This is a genomic window from Streptomyces seoulensis (assembly GCF_022846655.1).
GTDB lineage: Bacteria > Actinomycetota > Actinomycetes > Streptomycetales > Streptomycetaceae > Streptomyces.
In genome coordinates this window covers 6,524,949-6,542,274 of sequence record NZ_AP025667.1, presented here as the reverse complement: position 1 = coordinate 6,542,274, position 17,326 = coordinate 6,524,949, and the positions used below count along the sequence as shown (strand labels likewise).

At 71.4% G+C, this 17,326-nt stretch carries 11 protein-coding genes; 4 read left to right on the top strand and 7 right to left on the bottom strand.

Annotated features, from left to right (window positions below; genetic code table 11):
• Positions 1–83 precede the first annotated feature (83 nt).
• A complete protein-coding gene (locus HEK131_RS30085) occupies positions 84–1,910 on the bottom strand; it encodes an acyl-CoA dehydrogenase (RefSeq protein ID WP_217463589.1) in 1,827 nt (608 codons plus the stop codon).
• 180 nt (positions 1,911–2,090) lie between these two features.
• On the opposite strand from HEK131_RS30085, the gene HEK131_RS30080 reads away from it, so the two are divergent.
• The 3 genes from HEK131_RS30080 (at position 2,091) to HEK131_RS30070 (ending at position 4,914) form a co-directional block, all read left to right on the top strand.
• The gene (locus HEK131_RS30080) at positions 2,091–2,561 is read left to right on the top strand and encodes an SseB family protein (protein ID WP_135791428.1); all 471 of its coding nucleotides are present in this window, start codon (positions 2,091–2,093) and stop codon (positions 2,559–2,561) included.
• A gap of 114 nt (positions 2,562–2,675) precedes the next feature.
• A complete protein-coding gene (locus tag HEK131_RS30075; RefSeq protein ID WP_244451910.1) occupies positions 2,676–3,653 on the top strand; it encodes a pirin family protein in 978 nt (325 codons plus the stop codon).
• A 217-nt stretch (positions 3,654–3,870) separates the two neighbouring features.
• A complete protein-coding gene (locus HEK131_RS30070; protein ID WP_244451909.1) occupies positions 3,871–4,914 on the top strand; it encodes an AI-2E family transporter in 1,044 nt (347 codons plus the stop codon).
• Here the strand turns inward: HEK131_RS30070 and HEK131_RS30065 are convergent.
• Positions 4,911–7,130, bottom strand: a complete 2,220-nt coding sequence (locus HEK131_RS30065; RefSeq protein WP_244451908.1) for an ATP-binding SpoIIE family protein phosphatase — start codon at positions 7,128–7,130, stop codon at positions 4,911–4,913. The two genes, HEK131_RS30070 and HEK131_RS30065, sit on opposite strands and share 4 nt — an antisense overlap.
• A gap of 177 nt (positions 7,131–7,307) precedes the next feature.
• On the opposite strand from HEK131_RS30065, the gene aspS reads away from it, so the two are divergent.
• Entirely contained in the window at positions 7,308–9,071 is a 1,764-nt protein-coding gene (gene aspS, locus HEK131_RS30060) for an aspartate--tRNA ligase (RefSeq protein WP_244451907.1), read from the top strand.
• Positions 9,072–9,161: 90 nt separating this feature from the next.
• Here the strand turns inward: aspS and HEK131_RS30055 are convergent, their stop codons facing one another.
• From HEK131_RS30055 to HEK131_RS30035, 5 genes are all read right to left on the bottom strand, one after another.
• Complete coding sequence (locus HEK131_RS30055; protein ID WP_244451906.1) at positions 9,162–12,365, bottom strand: FG-GAP repeat domain-containing protein; 3,204 nt, start codon at positions 12,363–12,365, stop codon at positions 9,162–9,164.
• 74 nt (positions 12,366–12,439) lie between these two features.
• Entirely contained in the window at positions 12,440–13,135 is a 696-nt protein-coding gene (locus HEK131_RS30050) for a nucleotidyl transferase AbiEii/AbiGii toxin family protein (RefSeq protein WP_244451905.1), read from the bottom strand.
• Positions 13,136–13,175: 40 nt separating this feature from the next.
• A complete protein-coding gene (locus tag HEK131_RS30045) occupies positions 13,176–13,460 on the bottom strand; it encodes a hypothetical protein (protein ID WP_244451904.1) in 285 nt (94 codons plus the stop codon).
• A gap of 67 nt (positions 13,461–13,527) precedes the next feature.
• The gene (metG, locus tag HEK131_RS30040) at positions 13,528–15,243 is read right to left on the bottom strand and encodes a methionine--tRNA ligase (protein WP_244451903.1); all 1,716 of its coding nucleotides are present in this window, start codon (positions 15,241–15,243) and stop codon (positions 13,528–13,530) included.
• A gap of 119 nt (positions 15,244–15,362) precedes the next feature.
• Positions 15,363–17,318: a VWA domain-containing protein gene (locus tag HEK131_RS30035; protein ID WP_244451902.1), complete on the bottom strand. Its 1,956-nt coding sequence runs from the start codon at positions 17,316–17,318 to the stop codon at positions 15,363–15,365.
• Positions 17,319–17,326: the final 8 nt, after the last annotated feature.

Here is a 17,326-nt window from a genome sequence, read left to right as displayed (position 1 = left end):
GGCGTTTACCTTAACGACGAGCGCGGGCCCGCTCTCCGGAAGGAGGGAGCGGGCCCGCGACGGTACCGAGGAGGGGGCGAGGACTAGAACGCGGCCTCGTCCAGCTCCATCAGGTCCAGGTCGACACCGGCCGAGATCTTGCGGGCCAGGGTGAGACCGGGCAGGACGTTGGCCGCGAAGAACTTCGCCGCCGCGATCTTGCCGGTGTAGAACGCCTTGTCCTTGGCGGAGGCGGTCTCGAGCTTCTCGGCGGCGATGGCGGCGCCCTTGAGCAGCAGGTAGCCGACGATCACGTCACCGGAGGCCAGCAGCAGGCGGGTGGTGTTGAGGCCCACCTTGTAGATGTTCTTGACGTCCTGCTCGGTGGCGGCGAGGTCGGTCAGCATCAGGCCGACGATCGCCTCCAGCTCCACGGCCGCCTTGGCCAGGTGCTCGCGGGCGCCCGCCAGCTCCTCGCCGCCGGTGCCGAGCTCCAGGAACTTCTTGATGTCCTCGGCCAGACCGTTCAGCGCGGCGCCCTGGTTGCGGACGATCTTCCGGAAGAAGAAGTCCTGGCCCTGGATCGCGGTGGTGCCCTCGTAGAGGGTGTCGATCTTGGCGTCGCGGATGTACTGCTCGATCGGGTACTCCTGGAGGAACCCGGAGCCGCCGAAGGTCTGCAGCGACTGCGCGAGCTGCTCGTAGCCCTTCTCGGAGCCGTAGCCCTTCACGATCGGCAGGAGCAGGTCGTTCAGCGCGTGCTCGGCGGAGGGGTCCTCACCGCCGGCCTCCTTGACCGCGATCGCGTCCTGGATCGAGGCCGTGTAGAGGACGAGGGCGCGCATGCCCTCGGCGTACGCCTTCTGCGTCATCAGCGAGCGGCGCACGTCGGGGTGGTGGGTGATGGTGACCTTGGGCGCGCTCTTGTCCATGAACTGCGCCAGGTCGGGGCCCTGGACGCGCTCCTTGGCGTACTCCAGCGCGTTGAGGTAGCCGGTCGACAGGGTCGAGATGGCCTTCGTGCCGACCATCATGCGGGCGAACTCGATGATGCGGAACATCTGGCGGATGCCGTCGTGCTTGTCGCCGATCAGCCAGCCCTTGGCGGGGTGGCGGTCGCCGAACGTCATCTCGCAGGTGTTGGACGCCTTCAGGCCCATCTTGTGCTCGACGTTGGTGGCGTAGACGCCGTTGCGCTCGCCCAAATCGCCGGACTCGCCGTCGAAGAGGAACTTGGGCACGAGGAAGAGGGAGAGGCCCTTGGTGCCGGGGCCGGCACCCTCGGGGCGGGCGAGGACGTAGTGGAGGATGTTCTCCTCCATGTCGTGCTCACCGGAGGTGATGAAGCGCTTCACGCCCTCGATGTGCCAGGAGCCGTCCTCCTGCTGCACGGCCTTGGTGCGGCCGGCGCCCACGTCCGAACCGGCGTCCGGCTCGGTGAGGACCATGGTGGAGCCCCAGGTCTTGTCGACCGCGATCTGCGCCCACTTCTTCTGCTCCTCGGTGCCCTCCTCGAAGAGGATGCGCGCGAACGCCGGGCCGGAGGAGTACATCCAGATGGCCGGGTTGGCGCCGAGCACCAGCTCCGCGTACGCCCAGATCAGGGACGGCGGGGTGTTGGTGCCGCCGATCTCCTCGGGCAGGCCGAGCCGCCAGTACTCCGAGTCCATGAAGGCCTTGTAGCTCTTCTTGAAGGAGGCCGGGACCGGCGCGGTGTTCGTCTCGGGGTCGAAGACCGGGGGGTTGCGGTCGGCGTCCACGAAGGACTCCGCCAGCTCGTTCTCCGAGAGGCGGGTCAGCTCGGCGAGGACGGACTTGGCGGTGTCGGTGTCCATCTCCTCGAACGGGCCGGTGCCGTAGAGCTTGTCGCGGCCGAGGACTTCGAAGAGGTTGAACTCGATGTCGCGGAGGTTGGACTTGTAGTGCCCCATGGTGACTCCATCACGGACTCGGCGAGGCACTGACTCCTCGCATCTGATCACGTACCAACAAGTAGCTACGATGATGCTACCCGTCGGTAATAAGACGCAACCCCGCCGGGTGTGAGATGCGGCGGAAGAAGGTCCACCGCTCCCCTGACCCCGCCGCCCGCGCTCGGTACTCTTGCGCCCATGTACGGCTACGACCAGAACGTGGGCGCCCAGCAGCAGTACGTGCCGCCGCAGCAGCAGCCGGGTGGTGTCGGCGGGTACGGCCAGCAGCCGCCGCTCTACCCGGAGCCGTCCGCACCCTCGCTGGCGGACGCGGTGCGCGCCTTCACCACCGGGCAGATGCCCGCCGAGGACTTCCAGCAGGTCTTCGCCACGTCCAAGGTGTACTGCCCGCGCGGTGACACCCCCGGCTTCCTCGCCCTGCACAACACCCAGCAGCCGGTGATCCCGATGTTCACCTCGCTGAAGGAACTGCGCAGGTACGCGGGCAAGGAGTCCAAGTACTTCGTGATCACCGGCGCCGAGGTGATCGACCTGCTCCCCACCGGCTACGGCTTCGTGGTCGACATGGAGGGCGAGCACCGCATGGTGTTCGACGCCAAGGCGGTGGAGCAGATGGTCGAGTTCGCCATGCGGCGCATGTACGGATAGCCCAGTCGCGTCGCCGGTGAGAGGCCCGGAGGGAATTCCCTCCGGGCCTCCTGTGTTGCGACTGGCAGAAAGTTCAACGCTCAACTAAACTGGGTCCACAAGGAGGTACCGACCATGCCTGCAGTGACCGTCGAGAACCCGTTGACGCTGCCCCGTGTGACCGCGCCCGCCGACGCCGTGTCGCGTCCGGTGCTCACCGTGACGACCGCGCCGAGCGGTTTCGAGGGCGAGGGATTCCCGGTGCGCCGCGCGTTCGCCGGGATCAACTACCGCCACCTCGACCCGTTCATCATGATGGACCAGATGGGTGAGGTGGAGTACGCGCCGGGCGAGCCCAAGGGCACCCCCTGGCACCCGCACCGCGGTTTCGAGACCGTGACCTACATCATCGACGGGATCTTCGACCACCAGGACTCCAACGGCGGTGGCGGCACCATCACCAACGGCGACACCCAGTGGATGACCGCCGGCTCGGGCCTGCTGCACATCGAGGCCCCGCCGGAGCACCTGGTCATGTCGGGCGGTCTCTTCCACGGGCTCCAGCTCTGGGTGAACCTCCCCGCCAAGGACAAGATGATGGCGCCGCGCTACCAGGACATCCGGGGCGGCAGCGTCCAGTTGCTCACCACCCCCGACGGCGGCGCGCTGCTGCGCGTCATCGCCGGTGAGCTGGACGGCCACGCGGGTCCCGGCATCACCCACACGCCGATCACGATGATCCACGCGACGGTGGCGCCGGGTGCGGAGATCACCCTGCCGTGGCGCGAGGACTTCAACGGCCTCGCCTACGTGCTCGCCGGCCGCGGCTCGGTGGGCGCGGAGCGCCGCCCGGTCCACACCGGGCAGACCGCGGTCTTCGGCTCCGGGGGCGCGCTGACCGTCCGCGCGGACGAGAAGCAGGACTCCAACACCCCGGACCTGGAGGTCGTCCTCCTCGGCGGACAGCCCATCCGTGAGCCCATGGCCCACTACGGCCCGTTCGTCATGAACACCAAGGACCAGCTCATGCAGGCCTTCGAGGACTTCCAGAAGGGCCGCCTGGGCACGGTGCCGGCGGTGCACGGAATGACGGAGAAGGGCCCGCAGGACTGATCCTGGCCCCGCTGTACCCCGCCGCCCCGGCAGACAACGCAGTCTGCCGGGGCGGCGGCGCGCGGGCCTCCTTCTCGCCCACCTCTCGACCCGCCGAGTCGGGCGGGGGTGGGCACAGGCCGGGAGCCCCCTGGTAGGGCAAGCGGAGAGACGGCGCCTCACCCGCCCGGCCCGCCGCAGCAGGACAGCCGAGCCCACGGCGTGCTCCGCTGGAGGCGTGCAGCTTCTCCCCGTACCCGTACGACGGTTCGCCGCCTGGTGTGCCGTACTGCTGCTGGCCGCCGGCCTCGGCTGGGTCGGCATCAAGCTGTGCGGAGAGCTGCGTACCGCCGTCACCCCCGTACTGCTCGCCCTCCTCGGCACCGCCCTGCTGGGCCCGCTGTACCGCTGGCTGGTGCGGATGAAGCTGAACCCCAGCATCGCCGCCGCGCTGACCTGCGTGGCGGTCGTGGCCGTCGTCGGCGGCGCGGTCTACATCGTGGTCGCCGCGCTGGTCGACACCGGCGACGAGATCGTGGCCTCCCTGCGCGACGCCGCCAGGGCCATCGCCCGGCACTTCGGCGCCGCCGGGACCGGCCTGGACGACCTGGCCGGCAACGCCCGCGAGCTGCTGGGCAAGTTCGGCGGCACGGCGGTCTCCAACGTCATCAGCGGCGTCAGCGTCGTCGGGGAGACCATCGCCATCGCGGTACTGGCCCTGCTGCTGGTCTTCTTCTTCCTGCGCGACTCCCGGCGGGCCCTGCGCTCCCTGCGCGGCTTCGCCCCCGCCGGTACCGCCGATGTCGTGGAGGCCATGGCACGCCGGGCCTTCGAGGCGGTCGAGGGGTTCATGCGCGGCACGACGATCATCGCGCTCATCGACGCCGTCTGCATCACCGTCGGTCTGCTGATCCTGCGCGTGCCCGGCGCGGTGGGGCTGGGCGCGCTCGTCTTCGTCGCCGCCTACATCCCCTACCTCGGCGCCTTCCTCTCCGGCGCCGTCGCCGTCCTGGTCGCCCTCGCGGACCGGGGTTTCGTGATCGCGCTGTGGGCGCTCGGGGTGGTGCTCGCGGTCCAGGTGCTGGAGGGGCACGTGCTCCAGCCGGCCATCCAGAGCCGGACCGTGCAGATGCACCCGGCGGTGGTGATGCTGACGATCACCGCCGGAGCCTCCGTCGCGGGCATCCTCGGCATGCTCCTCGCCGTACCCCTGACCGCGGCCGTCTTCGGCGTCGTACAGGAACTCCGCGAGCGCTACGGCGCCCCGCACGAGCAGCCCTAGTCCCCCGCGCCGTCGATCACGTCGATCACGTCGGTCACGTCGGCCTCGCCCGCCTCGCCCTTCTCGTACAGCTCGAACCAGATGCTCTTGCCCTCGCCGCGGGGCTCGACCCCCCACGCGTCGGCGAGCATCTCGATCAGCATCAGGCCGCGGCCGGAGGAGGCCAGTTCGCCGGGGCGGCGCTTGTGCGGGAGGTCGTCGCCGCTGTCGGTCACCTGCACCCGCAGCCGCCGGTGCCCGTGCTCGCCGAAGATCTCCGCGAGCAGCAGCGCGTCGGCGTCGGTGTGCACCAGCACGTTGGTGATCATCTCGGAGATCAGCAGCACCGCCGCGTCCACCTGCTCGGCCGGCACCCAGTCGTGCAACAGCTCGCGCAGATGCTGGCGGGCCTCCGCGATCCGCTCCGGCTCGTCCTGCGCCACCGACAGCAGCGTGCTGCGCACCCGTGTCCGGTCGGCGGCTGCCGGGCCCTCGCTCAGCCCGCGGCTCTCCCCGGACCGGAACAGCAGCAGCACCGCGATGTCGTCCTCGCGGCGGTCGGTCAGCGGGCCGACGGTGTGGTGCGAGGACGGCCCGTGCACGCCCTGCACCAGCGCGTCCGCCAGCCCCTCCAGGCCGTTCTCGCGATCCGCCTCCGCGCCGCCGTACTGCTCCAGGATGGCGCGCACGCGCCGCCAGCCGGTCTCCATGTCATGGCCGCCGGTCTCGATCAGGCCGTCGGTGCACAGCATCATCGTCTCGCCGGGCTCCAGCGTGAACCGGGTCGTCGGATAGTCCCCGTCCGGGTCGACGCCCAGCGGCAGCCCGCCCGCCGTGGGCCGGAGCACCACCGTGCCGTCGGCCAGCCGGATCACCGGCTCCGGATGCCCGGCGCGGGCGACCTCGAGACGCCCGGTGGCGGGGTCGGCCTCCGCGTACAGGCAGGTCGCGAAGCGCAGGTCGCTCGCGTGCTCGTCGTGGGTGATGCCGTGCAGGAAGCGGGAGGCGCGGGAGAGCACCGCGTCGGGGCGGTGGCCCTCGGCGGCGTAGGCGCGCAGCGCGATCCTGAGCTGGCCCATCAGGCCGGCCGCCCGGACGTCGTGCCCCTGCACGTCCCCGATGACCAGCGCGAACCGGCCGCCCTGGGCGGTGGTCGGGGAGACCCCGCCGGGCAGCGGGATCATGTCGTACCAGTCGCCGCCGACCTGGAGGCCGCCGCCGGTCGGGATGTAGCGGGCGGCCACGCTCATGCCGGGGATCTCCGGGAGCAGCGAGGGCATCATGGAGCGCTGGAGCCCCTCCGACAGCTCCCGCTGCGTCTCCGCGTCGCCCGCGCGGGTCAGGGCCTGGGCGAGCATCCGGGCGACCGTGGTCAGCACCGCCCGCTCGTCCGGGGTGAACGCCACCCGGTCGCTGAACGCCGCCATCCACGCGCCCCGCGTCCGCCCGCCCAGTGTCAGCGGCAGGAACGCCCACGAGCGGCGGCCGAACTGCTCGGCCAGCGGCCAGCTCGTCGGATACCGGTCGCGGTACTCGCCGGGCGTGGAGAGATAGACGGCCTGGCCGGTACGGACCACCTCGGCGGCCGGATAGTCCGTGGCCAGCGGCATATGGGTGAAGGGTCCGTCGTCGCCGGGCTGGTAGCCGTGGTGGCCGATGATCGTCAGCCGGTCGCCCTCCACCCCGAACACCGCGAGACCGTCCGGGGAGAAGCCCGGCATGGACAGCGTCGCCGCGACCCGCAGCACCTCCGCCGTCGACCGCGCCTCGGCCAGTGCCCGGCCCGCGTCCAGCAGAAACGCCTCGCGGGAGCGCCGCCAGTCGCCGGTGACCGCGCTGCGCGCCGAGGACGTGCCCGGCGCCGGTTCGGTGACCTCCTGCAGGGTGCCGATCAGCTCGTACGCCCGGCGTTCCCGGTCGAAGGACGGCTTGGAGCGGCTGCGCACCACCCGGATGGTGCGGCCCGCCGCGTCCACGACCCGGATGCGCACCTCGGCGAGCGTGCCCTTGGCCGCGGCGAGCGGGACGACCCCGGTGATCTCGTTCCAGTCGGAGGGGTGCAGCCGGGCGCGTGCCTGTGCCTCCGTGAGAGTGGTGGGCCGGGCCGGCAGCCCCAGCAGCCGCGCCGCCTCCGCGTCCACCGTGACCAGATCCGTGGCCGTGTCCCACTGCCAGAGCCCGGTGGCGAGGGAGACGAGGACGTCCCCCACGGACGGCAGTGGCTCGCCTGTGCGCATTGCCCCACTTTAAGAAGGTCGTCCCCACTACTGCCACCGTAGATCGGCAGACGGTAATGGTGGGGAGCCGATCATGGGGTGCCCGGTACCCTTGATGGGTCCGGGCCCCGTGCCCGTTCTGGCCGGGGGAGAGCACACTTCCGGCAAAGAACCCCCAACGAAGGACGATGAACGACGATGCATCGGTACAGGTCCCACACCTGCGGCCAGCTCCGCGCCTCCGACGTCGGCACCGACGTCCGGCTGAGTGGCTGGCTGCACAATCGGCGCGACCTGGGCGGCATCCTCTTCATCGATCTGCGTGACCACCACGGCATCACGCAGCTCGTGGCCCGACCCGGCACGCCCGCCTACGAGACGCTGGACTCCATCTCCAAGGAGTCGACGGTCCGCATCGACGGCCGCGTTGTTTCACGTGGAACCGAGAACGTGAACCCCGAGCTGCCCACCGGCGAGATCGAGGTCGAGGTCGCGGAGGTCGAGCTGCTGGGCGCGGCAGCCCCGCTGCCCTTCACGATCAACGCCGAGGACGGGGTCAACGAGGAGCGGCGCCTGGAGTACCGCTTCCTGGACCTGCGCCGCGAGCGCATGCACCGCAACATCATGCTGCGCACGTCCGTCATCTCGGCCATGCGCCACAAGATGGCCGCGATGGGCTTCAACGAGATGGCGACGCCGATCCTGTCCGCCACCTCCCCCGAGGGCGCGCGCGACTACGTCGTCCCCTCCCGCGTCCACGCGGGCCGGTTCTACGCCCTGCCGCAGGCCCCGCAGCAGTTCAAGCAGCTCCTGATGATCTCCGGCTTCGACCGGTACTTCCAGATCGCGCCCTGCTTCCGCGACGAGGACGCCCGCGCGGACCGCTCGCCGGGCGAGTTCTACCAGCTCGACGTCGAGATGAGCTTCGTCGAGCAGGAGGACGTCTTCCAGCCGATCGAGAAGCTCATGACCGAGCTGTTCGAGGAGTTCGGCGGCGGACGCCACGTCACCTCCCCCTTCCCGCGCATCCCGTTCCGCGAGGCGATGCTCAAGTACGGCTCCGACAAGCCGGACCTGCGCGCCAAGCTGGAGCTCGTCGACATCACCGACGTCTTCGAGGGCTCGGCGTTCAAGGCCTTCGCGGGCAAGCACGTGCGTGCCCTCGCGGTGCCGGACGTCTCGTCGCAGCCGCGCAAGTTCTTCGACCAGCTCGGTGAGTTCGCGGTCTCGCAGGGCGCGCAGGGCCTGGCCTGGGTCCGTGTCGGCGAGGACGGTTCGCTGACCGGCCCGATCGCCAAGTTCCTCACCGAGGACAACGTGGCCGAGCTGACCAAGCGTCTCTCGCTGGCTCCCGGCCACGCGGTGTTCTTCGGCGCGGGCGAGTTCGACGAGGTCTCGAAGATCATGGGCGCCGTGCGCGTCGAGGCCGCCAAGCGGGCCGGCCACTTCGAGGAGGGCGTCTTCAGCTTCTGCTGGATCGTCGACTTCCCGATGTACGAGCGGGACGAGGAGACGGGGAAGCTCGACTTCTCCCACAACCCGTTCTCGATGCCGCAGGGCGGCATGGAGGCCCTGGAGAGCCAGGACCCGCTGGACATCCTCGGCTGGCAGTACGACATCGTCTGCAACGGTGTGGAGCTCTCCTCCGGCGCCATCCGGAACCACGAGCCGGACATCATGATCAAGGCCTTCGAGATCGCGGGCTACGACCGTGACACGGTCGAGGAGAAGTTCGCCGGCATGCTGCGCGCCCTCCGCTTCGGCGCCCCGCCGCACGGTGGCATCGCGCCGGGCGTGGACCGCATCGTCATGCTCCTCGCCGACGAGCCGAACATCCGCGAGACCATCGCCTTCCCGCTCAACGGCAACGCCCAGGACCTCATGATGGGCGCCCCGACCGAGCTGGACGAGTCCCGCCTGCGCGAGCTGCACCTGAACATCAGGAAGCCGCAGCCGAAGTAAGGCACGCACAGGGAAGGGGCCCGGAACCGACAGTCGGTTCCGGGCCCCTTCCCTGTTGTCGTCCGCCTACCTAGGCGGGACGGGACACCGCTACGCCAGGAGCTTGTAGCCGCTCCATCCGGTCGCGATCTGGGTGCGCGCCCCGAACGAGCCCTTCCCGTCGCCGCTGTTGCGGTACAGCTTGCCCGCGGTGTCCCGCGAGACGATGTCGGCCTTGCCATCGCGGTCGAGGTCCCCCGCGCCGACGATGGTGTCGTAGGCCGCGCCCCAGCCGCTGAACACCTTGGCGCGGGCGCCGAAAGTGCCCTTGCCGGTGCCTGCGTATCGGTACAGCGTGTTCGACGCGTCCTGGACGAGCAGGTCGCCGATGCCGTCGCCGTTCAGGTCGCCGGTGCCAACGATCTTCCGGTGGCTCTTCCAGTTGTCGTACAGCTTCACCCGGGCGGACAGCGTGTGCGTGCTCGTGCCCTTGAAGAGGTACACCGTGCCGGTGGAGGCGTTGCGGGCGATGAGGTCGGCCCGGCCGTCGCCGCTGATGTCACCGGGCGACGTCAGCACGTCGTACTGGTTCCAGCCGCTGGTCCCCAGGGTCGTGTGGGACGTCGTCGGCTTCGGCGCGGTGTTGCAGGCCGGCTTGTAGAGCTGGAGGGCTCCGCTCGCCGGGCGGATCAGCACGTCGTTGCAGCCGTCCCCGCTGAGGTCGCCGAAGGGGACGGCCTTGGTGCCGGCCGCCCAGCCGCTGCTGGAGATCTTCTGCGAGAACGTCCCGCGGCCGGTGCCGACCTGGAAGGTCAGCGCGCCCGCGGAGTTGAGGGTCAGCAGGTCACCGACCCCGTCCGGTCCGTCCGGGCTGCCGAAGTCGTGGCGGACCGGGGCCCCGTGGTCGAGGAAGCCGCTGCCCGAGGCAACGGTGACGGCGCCGGACGTGCCCAGGCCGGTCGCCTTCAGCGTCCAGGTGAACCCGCCGCTCGGGAAGCGGCTCCCGCCGGACGTCTTGCCGTTCCAGCCGGCCGCCACCCGGGCGGTGGCCGCTGTGCCGGTGACCGTCCGGGCGGCCTTGCCGGTCTCGCCGCTCTGCACCGAGGTGAAGGTCAGCGACCAGGAGCTCACGGGGCGCGACAGCAGCCACTCACCGTGCCAGGAGTCGGACGTGGCGGGCGTGGCATGACTGCCGGTGTCGGACTCGAAGGCCGTCAGGGCGGACGGGGCCACGCCGGTGGTCGCGACATGCGTCTGCTCGTTCGCGTCGAACCAGGCGACCAGGCCGGTGTACTCGTCGACCGTCCAGCGGTGGCGGCGGTCGGCGGACAGGCCGGTGTCCGGTACCCGTTCGGCGACCACGCGGGTGGCGCGGGTGGCCGCGTCGGTGAGCACGAGGGTGCCGGCCGCGTGGTCGTGGCGGACGGTGAAGCCGTCGCCGAGCAGGACGTCGCCGGGGGTGACGGCGGCCGAGGTGCCCGCCTTGGTGTCGTACACGCCCGCCGAGGCCGTCCCGCAGGCCCAGTACAGCCAGCGGCCCGCGGCCTGGAGCTCGCTCGGCACGCAGCCGGCGCCCGGGATCGTCACCGTGCTCAGGGTCTTGTCCGCGGTGAGGCTGTACGAGGTGACCTGGCCGTTGCCGGTGCCCGCGCTCCAGAGGGTGGAGCCGTTCAGGGCGGCGGTGCGGACCGGGCGCTTCAGCTTCGTCGTGTAGCCGAACCGCGCCACGTACTGCTCGGGCCTGGCGCCGCCGGAGTCGTACACCACGTACCCGTCGGAGACGTCGACGATCGAGCCGCCCTGGGTGCCGAACTTCAGGTCCCAGCCGGAGGAAGGGGGGTCGCCGATCGCGACCAGCCGGTCCGCGTCGTTCAGGCCCGTGCCTCCCTCGTCGACGTCGTCGAACGTGTCGAGGTAGACGTCCTTGGGGCCGGTGCCCTTGTTGCCCCACATCGCCGAGCAGGCGGTGCCCGGGTAGGGGCACTTGGCGCTGATGGAGGCGCCCGCCGTGGGCGTGGACGCGGTCAGCGTGGTGGTGCCGTCGGTGGTCAGGGCGGTGACGGAGGTGGTGTCCGAGGTGCCGGAGGGATTGTCCTCGGCCACCCGCAGGCTGCCCCGGCTGAGCGCCAGGCCGGTCTTGGGGTTCTCGAACGGCGCGACCTTGTACAGCTTCTCCAGCCGCGGCGTGCCGTCGGTGCCCCGGCCGACCCGGTGCACCCACCAGTCGGCCGCGCCCGTGCCGCCGGTGACGAGCGCGCCGCCGTCCGGGGTGGCCACGGGGTCGCCGTAGGAGCGGGTGAGCAGGGTCTTCCGGGACCCGTCGGTCAGGGAGACGGCCGTGACGGCGCCGCGGTCCGCGACCAGGACGAGCCAGTCGCCGACGAGTACCGGGGAGCCGACGGCGCCGGTGGCGGCCACGGGAACCGTCTCGGCGGCGGTGAGGCCGGTACGGGACTTCAGATGCAGGCCGCCGCCCGGGCTGTACCAGCCGAGCCGGTCGTCGGTGAGCACCAGCGACAGGCCCGCGTCGGCACCGTGGAACACCTCGGTGAACTCGGCGGTGGCGAAGTCGAGATAGCCGATGTCGTAGGTCGTCGGACCACCGGAGGCGTCGCGGGGGGCCGGGTGGGAGATCAGCGCGCCCTTGGCGTCGCCGGTGCGCCGGGAGGTGCCCGCGCCCCACTCCTGTCCGGCCGGCCAGCCGGTGACCGTCCGGTCGCGCTGCCCGTCGTCGGTGAGGTCGAGCAGTTGCAGCCAGGCCCGCGGCTCGGCGTCGACCGGGGTGTCCCAGTGGGCTGCGACGACGGTGCCGCCGTAGGTGCCGACGTACTCGGTGCGCGGCATGTCCAGGGTGCGCGGCGCGCCACCGCCCGGAGTCCACAGCGACACCGGTTCGGTGTACGTACGGTGCGGCAGGGCCACGGTGTCGGCGCCCTGGCCGAACGTGCCGGAGGGGCACGAGGCGGCGATGTCGCCGCAGTTGGCGGTGGCCGGCTGGTACGGCCGGTAGCCGGGCCCGTTGGGCGGACCGTCGACCGGCGTGGTGTCGCCGTCGGCGTACCTCGTCCAGAGCAGGCCCGCGACGCCGCTCTGCCGGTGCAGGAAGCCGGTCGTGCCGGCCGCGAGCAGCCGTTCGGCGCGTGGCGTCTCGGTGCGCGGGTCGTCCAGCACGATCTCCGTGGTCCCGGCGGTCGGCTTGCCGGCCGCCTGGGCGGCCTCCCCGCCTCCGGAGAGCGTGACGCCGGTCGCCACGGCGACCGCGAGTGCGGAGACGGCGGCGGTCAGACCGCCCCGTCGCAGGGCGTGTCTGCCCACGTGAAGTTCCCTCCCCCGCGAGGGTCCCCACCCTCGCTCAAGTGAGCGAATTTTACCAGCCACTTGCCGGGCTCTTACTGAGCTTCCGGCTCCTCGGTCCCGTCGTCCGGATACGCGCCGTCCTCCAGCAGCCGTTCCGCGATGTCGTCGGACCAGTGCTGGGCCCAGGCGCGCAGGGCGCCGACCTCGTGGCGGGGGAGGCCGAACCGCAGGAACTCGAAGTCGGAGTAGAAGTCGGTGCCGGTCAGGCGGGACTGGAGGGTGGGCAGGTCGAAGGCGTCGTACGCATGGCGGCGGCCCAGCTCCTCCAGCTCGGGCAGGGAGAAACGCCCGGTGGCGGCCCGCGCGTCGATCAGGTCGACGGCCGCTCCCCGGTCGTACAGCGCCCGGATCTTGGTGCCGACGGCGTCCGGGAGCGAGAGGGCGGGCCCGTACGCGGTCAGCTCGGCCGGCTGCCAGAAGGCTTCCCTGTGCAGGGTGAGCGGGACGGACTCGCCGGTGGGCGGGTCGACGACGCCGAGCTGAGCGGTCCGCCCGGTGACCGCCTCCACCCGCACCCCCCGCCCCCGCGCCTCCAGCGCGGCGGCCAGTCCGTCGGCGATGCCCGCCATCGCCTCGGCGCTCTCGGTGGCGAAGTCGAGATCGCCGTGCGCCCGCCGGACCAGACCGTGCCCATCCAGGGCGTAACCCCCGGCGAGTACGAGCCCGCACGGACTCCCGGCACTGACGACGTCGGCCAGCAGGCGCTGGTGGAGTTCGGGGATGCTCACGGCATCCGTACTCTGCCAGAACGGGGCCCGGTCACCGCGACTACGGATTCTCCGGGGTGTCGCAGAAGAGGTCCTCGGCCCGCTCGACGGTCCCGGCACGGTCGAGCCACTCGCTCACCCGGACGGGGTCGGTGCAGGAGGTGACCCGCTCGCGGACGTCGGCCGACACCGCGATGCCACGCACGTCCAGCACCCGCAACACCCCCTTGGCCTCCCCCCGCGCCTCCCCTCGGGCCTCACCCCGCGCCTCCCCTTTGGCCTCGCCTTCCAGGAAGGTGCGCTCCAGCAGGGTGCCTCGACCGGGGAAGTAGTTCACGAACGACATGATGTTCCTCCACTTGTCGCCCGCGGGGGTCGTCCCGAGGGGGCCGGCGCCGTCGTTGGAGAGGGGGTCAGCCTTCTGTGCCGCCGAAACGCTCCTTGTACGTCTCCAGGTCCTCGTCCGTCAGCTTGGCGAACAGGACCGGGGGGACGGTGAAGGGGGTGCCCGCGGGGACCGTCGTGAGGGCCTTGGCCTCGGCCTCGGTGATCCAGGTCGCCGTGTCGTCCGGCAGCGAGAACGCCGCGCGCATCGCCGCCGAGGAAGCCGGGATGAAGGGCTCGGAGACCACTGCGTACAGGTGGATCAGGTTCATCGCCGTGCGCAGGGTGAGGGCCGCGGCCTCGGGGTCGGTCTTGATCTCCAGCCAGGGGGCCTTCTCCTCCAGGTAGGAGTTTCCGGCCGACCACAGGGCGCGCAGCGCGGCCGCGGCCTTGCGGAACTGGAGGGCCTCCATCTGGGTCTCGTACTCGGCCAGCAGGCCCGCGATCTCCTCGCCCAGCTTGGCCTCGGCCTCGCCGGCCTCCGCGCCCGCCGGGACCTCCTCGCCGAAGCGCTTCTTGGAGAAGGACAGGACGCGGTTGACGAAGTTGCCCAGGGTGTCCGCGAGGTCCTTGTTGACCGTCGCGGTGAAGTGCTCCCAGGTGAAGGACGAGTCGTCCGACTCGGGGGCGTTGGCGATCAGGAAGTAGCGCCAGTAGTCCGCCGGGAGGATGTCCAGGGCCTGGTCGGTGAAGACGCCGCGCTTCTGCGACGTGGAGAACTTGCCGCCGTAGTACGTCAGCCAGTTGAACGCCTTGACGTAATCGACCTTCTTCCACGGCTCGCGCACACCCAGCTCGGTCGCCGGGAACATCACCGTGTGGAACGGGACGTTGTCCTTCGCCATGAACTGCGTGTAGCGGACGGTGTCGTCCGCCTCGTACCACCACGACTTCCAGTCCCGGTTCTCCGGGTCCTGGTCGGCCCACTCCTTCGTCGCGCCGATGTACTCCACCGGGGCGTCGAACCAGACGTAGAAGACCTTGCCCTCGGCGGCCAGCTCCGGCCAGGTGTCGGCCGGGACGGGCACGCCCCAGTCCAGGTCACGGGTGATGGCGCGGTCGTGCAGGCCCTCGGTCAGCCACTTGCGTGCGATGGAGGAGGCGAGCTGCGGCCAGTCCTGCTCGTGGCGGGAGACCCACTCCTCGACCTCGTGCTGCAGCTTGGACTGGAGCAGGAAGAGGTGCTTGGTCTCGCGGACCTCCAGCTCGGTGGAGCCGGAGATCGCCGAGCGGGGCTCGATCAGGTCGGTCGGGTCCAGCACGCGGGTGCAGTTCTCGCACTGGTCGCCGCGGGCCTTGTCGTAACCGCAGTGCGGGCAGGTGCCCTCCACGTAGCGGTCCGGCAGGAAGCGGCCGTCGGCCGGGGAGTAGACCTGGCGGATCGCCCGCTCCTCGATGAAGCCGTTCTCGTTCAGCTTCCGGGCGAAGTGCTGGGTGATCTCGCGGTTCTCGGCGGAGGAGCTGCGGCCGAAGTAGTCGAAGGCCAGCGCGAAGCCGTCGTACACCGCCTTCTGCGCGTCGTGCGCCTGGGCGCAGAACTCGTCCACCGGCAGGCCCCGCTCCTTCGCGGCCAGCTCGGCGGGGGTGCCGTGCTCGTCGGTCGCGCAGATGTACAGGACGTCGTGGCCGCGCTGGCGAAGGTACCGGGAGTACACGTCCGCCGGGAGCATGGACCCCACCATGTTGCCCAGGTGCTTGATCCCGTTGATGTACGGAAGGGCGCTGGTGATGAGGTGTCGAGCCATCGGGGGCTGCTCCCAGGTCGCTACGGGTACGAACCTTGAAATCGTAGCCGACGTGTGTATGCCGCCCGCCTCCCGTTTTACGGGGTGGGACGCGGGCGGCACCTGGGGTGGGACGGGGGTTACGGGCGCCAGCCGGCGAGTACGCCCTCGTAGAGCTCGGTGTCCGTCAGCTCGCGGGGGGTCGGGCCCGCGTGGAAGAAGGACGTGTTCTCCGTCTTGAGCTTGCGGAGGTAGTCGAACGCCTTGTTGTCCAGGTCACCGAAGGCGACGAAGGAGAAGAAGACCTTGGGGTGGGTCTTCGCCGCCTCCGTGAGGGCCTGGGTGGCGGGGGTCTTGGCGTCGGGGGCGCCGTCCGTCTGGAAGATCACCAGGACGTCGTCGTCGGGGGCGTTGTGCTTGTCCGTGTGGGCGAGTACGGCTTCCACGGCGGCGTGGTAGCTGGTACGGCCCATGCGGCCGAGGCCCGCGTGCGTCTCGTCGATCTTGGTGGCGTGGTCCTCGGTGAGGGTGAGGTCGGTGGTGCCGTCCACCTCCGTGGAGAAGAAGACGACGTGGACCTTCGGGTCCTCGTCCAGGTGGGCCGCCAGGGCGAGGGTCTGGTCTGCCAGGGCCTGGGCCGAGCCGTCCTTGTAGTACGGGCGCATGCTCGCGGAGCGGTCCAGCACGAGGTAGAGCTTCGCCGCGGTGCCGGTGAGGTCGGTGCGGGTGAGGGTCGCTGCCGCGGCGGCGTGGGCCGTGGTGAGGGAGGGGGTGGCGGTGAGGGGGGTTGTGGCGGCGGGGTGCTCGGCCTCGGCTGCGCCCTCGGCCTCGGAGGCGTTCCCACCCGCACCACCCGTGCTGGATGCGTCGTCGGGTGCGGGTGCCGCCTGCGGGGGCTTGGCGCCGTCGGCGGCTGCGGGGGCGGGGTCCGGGGTGGGGGTGGGCTCCGGTTCGGCTTCTGCCTTCGGCGCGGGGGCGGGCTCAGGTTCGGCGGCCGCCTTCGCTGCCGGGGCCTCCTCCGGTTCGGCTTCGGCCTCAGGGGCGGGGGTGGGCTCCGGCTGGGCTTCGGCCACCGGCTCGGGGGCGTCCTTGGGCTCGGCTTCGGCCTCCGGCGCCGGGGTGGGCTCCGGCTCGGCGGCCGCCTTCGGCTCCGCCTCGGGGGTCGGCAGGGTCTCGGGGGCCTGCTCCGTCAGTGCGTCGGCGTTCGGCTCCGTGGCCTGTTCGGGGATGGCCGGCTGGTCGGCCTCCGCCTCGGGCAGGGGCTCGGTGCGCTGCTGAGGTACCAGCACCTCCGCGTCCGCCTCCGGGGTGGACGGTGCGTCCGCCTCCGGCGCCGTCGGCTCCGGGTCGAGGATGGACGGCTCCAGCGTCAGGGGCTCGGGCTGCGAGACCTCGGTCCCGGCTGCCTCTGCCTCCGGGGCGTCGGCCGCGTCCAGAGCCTCGGGCTCCGCCGCCTTCGGGGCTTCCTCCGCGGTCACGGTCTCCGGCTCCGCCGTCGCAGGAGCGTGCGCCTCTGCCTCCGGCGCGTCCGTCACCTCGGCGGTCTCCGCCTCAGCGGGTGCGGCCTCCGCCTCCGGTGCGTCCGCGACCGCGGCCGCCTCCTGGACCTCCGGCTCCGCCTTCGACACCGGCTCGGGCTCGGTCGCCGCCTCCGGGGCCTCCGTGTCCGACCCCTCGGCCGTGGCCAGGGACTCGGGCGCGGCCGTCTTCGCGGCTTCCGCCTCCGGCACCTCGGCCTCCGGCACCTCGGCCTGTGGCACCTCGGCCTCAGGCACCTCGGCCTCAGGCACCTCCGCCTCCGGCACCTCGGCCTGCGGCTGCTCCGACTCCGGCGTGGCCGACTCCGCCTTCGGAGTCTCCGCCTCGTCCACCGGGGCGTCCGCCTCGGGGGTCTCCACCGCACCCTGCGGCTCGGCCGTCTCCGTCGTGCCCCGTTCGGCGGCCTGCTGGGCCGGTACGCGGGGGGTGTCGAACGCCGCTGCTACCAGGTCGTGTTCCTGGCGGGGGGTGGGGAGTTGGTCCGCACTCTCCGCCTCGGCGGGACGCTCTTTGCGTCCTCGGCCGAACGCGTTCCGCAGGAGAGTGAGAATGCCCATGTGCGCAC

Excerpts from the sequence above, each read along its gene's own strand:
- HEK131_RS30065 (WP_244451908.1), bottom strand. The coding sequence starts at position 7,130 with ATGCGCACAGGCGAGCCACTGCCGTCCGTGGGGGACGTCCTCGTCTCC.
- aspS (WP_244451907.1), top strand. The coding sequence starts at position 7,308 with ATGCATCGGTACAGGTCCCACACCTGCGGCCAGCTCCGCGCCTCCGAC.
- HEK131_RS30085 (WP_217463589.1), bottom strand. The coding sequence starts at position 1,910 with ATGGGGCACTACAAGTCCAACCTCCGCGACATCGAGTTCAACCTCTTC.
- metG (WP_244451903.1), bottom strand. The coding sequence starts at position 15,243 with ATGGCTCGACACCTCATCACCAGCGCCCTTCCGTACATCAACGGGATC.
- HEK131_RS30035 (WP_244451902.1), bottom strand. The coding sequence starts at position 17,318 with ATGGGCATTCTCACTCTCCTGCGGAACGCGTTCGGCCGAGGACGCAAA.
- HEK131_RS30045 (WP_244451904.1), bottom strand. The coding sequence starts at position 13,460 with ATGTCGTTCGTGAACTACTTCCCCGGTCGAGGCACCCTGCTGGAGCGC.
- HEK131_RS30080 (WP_135791428.1), top strand. The coding sequence starts at position 2,091 with ATGTACGGCTACGACCAGAACGTGGGCGCCCAGCAGCAGTACGTGCCG.
- HEK131_RS30075 (WP_244451910.1), top strand. The coding sequence starts at position 2,676 with ATGCCTGCAGTGACCGTCGAGAACCCGTTGACGCTGCCCCGTGTGACC.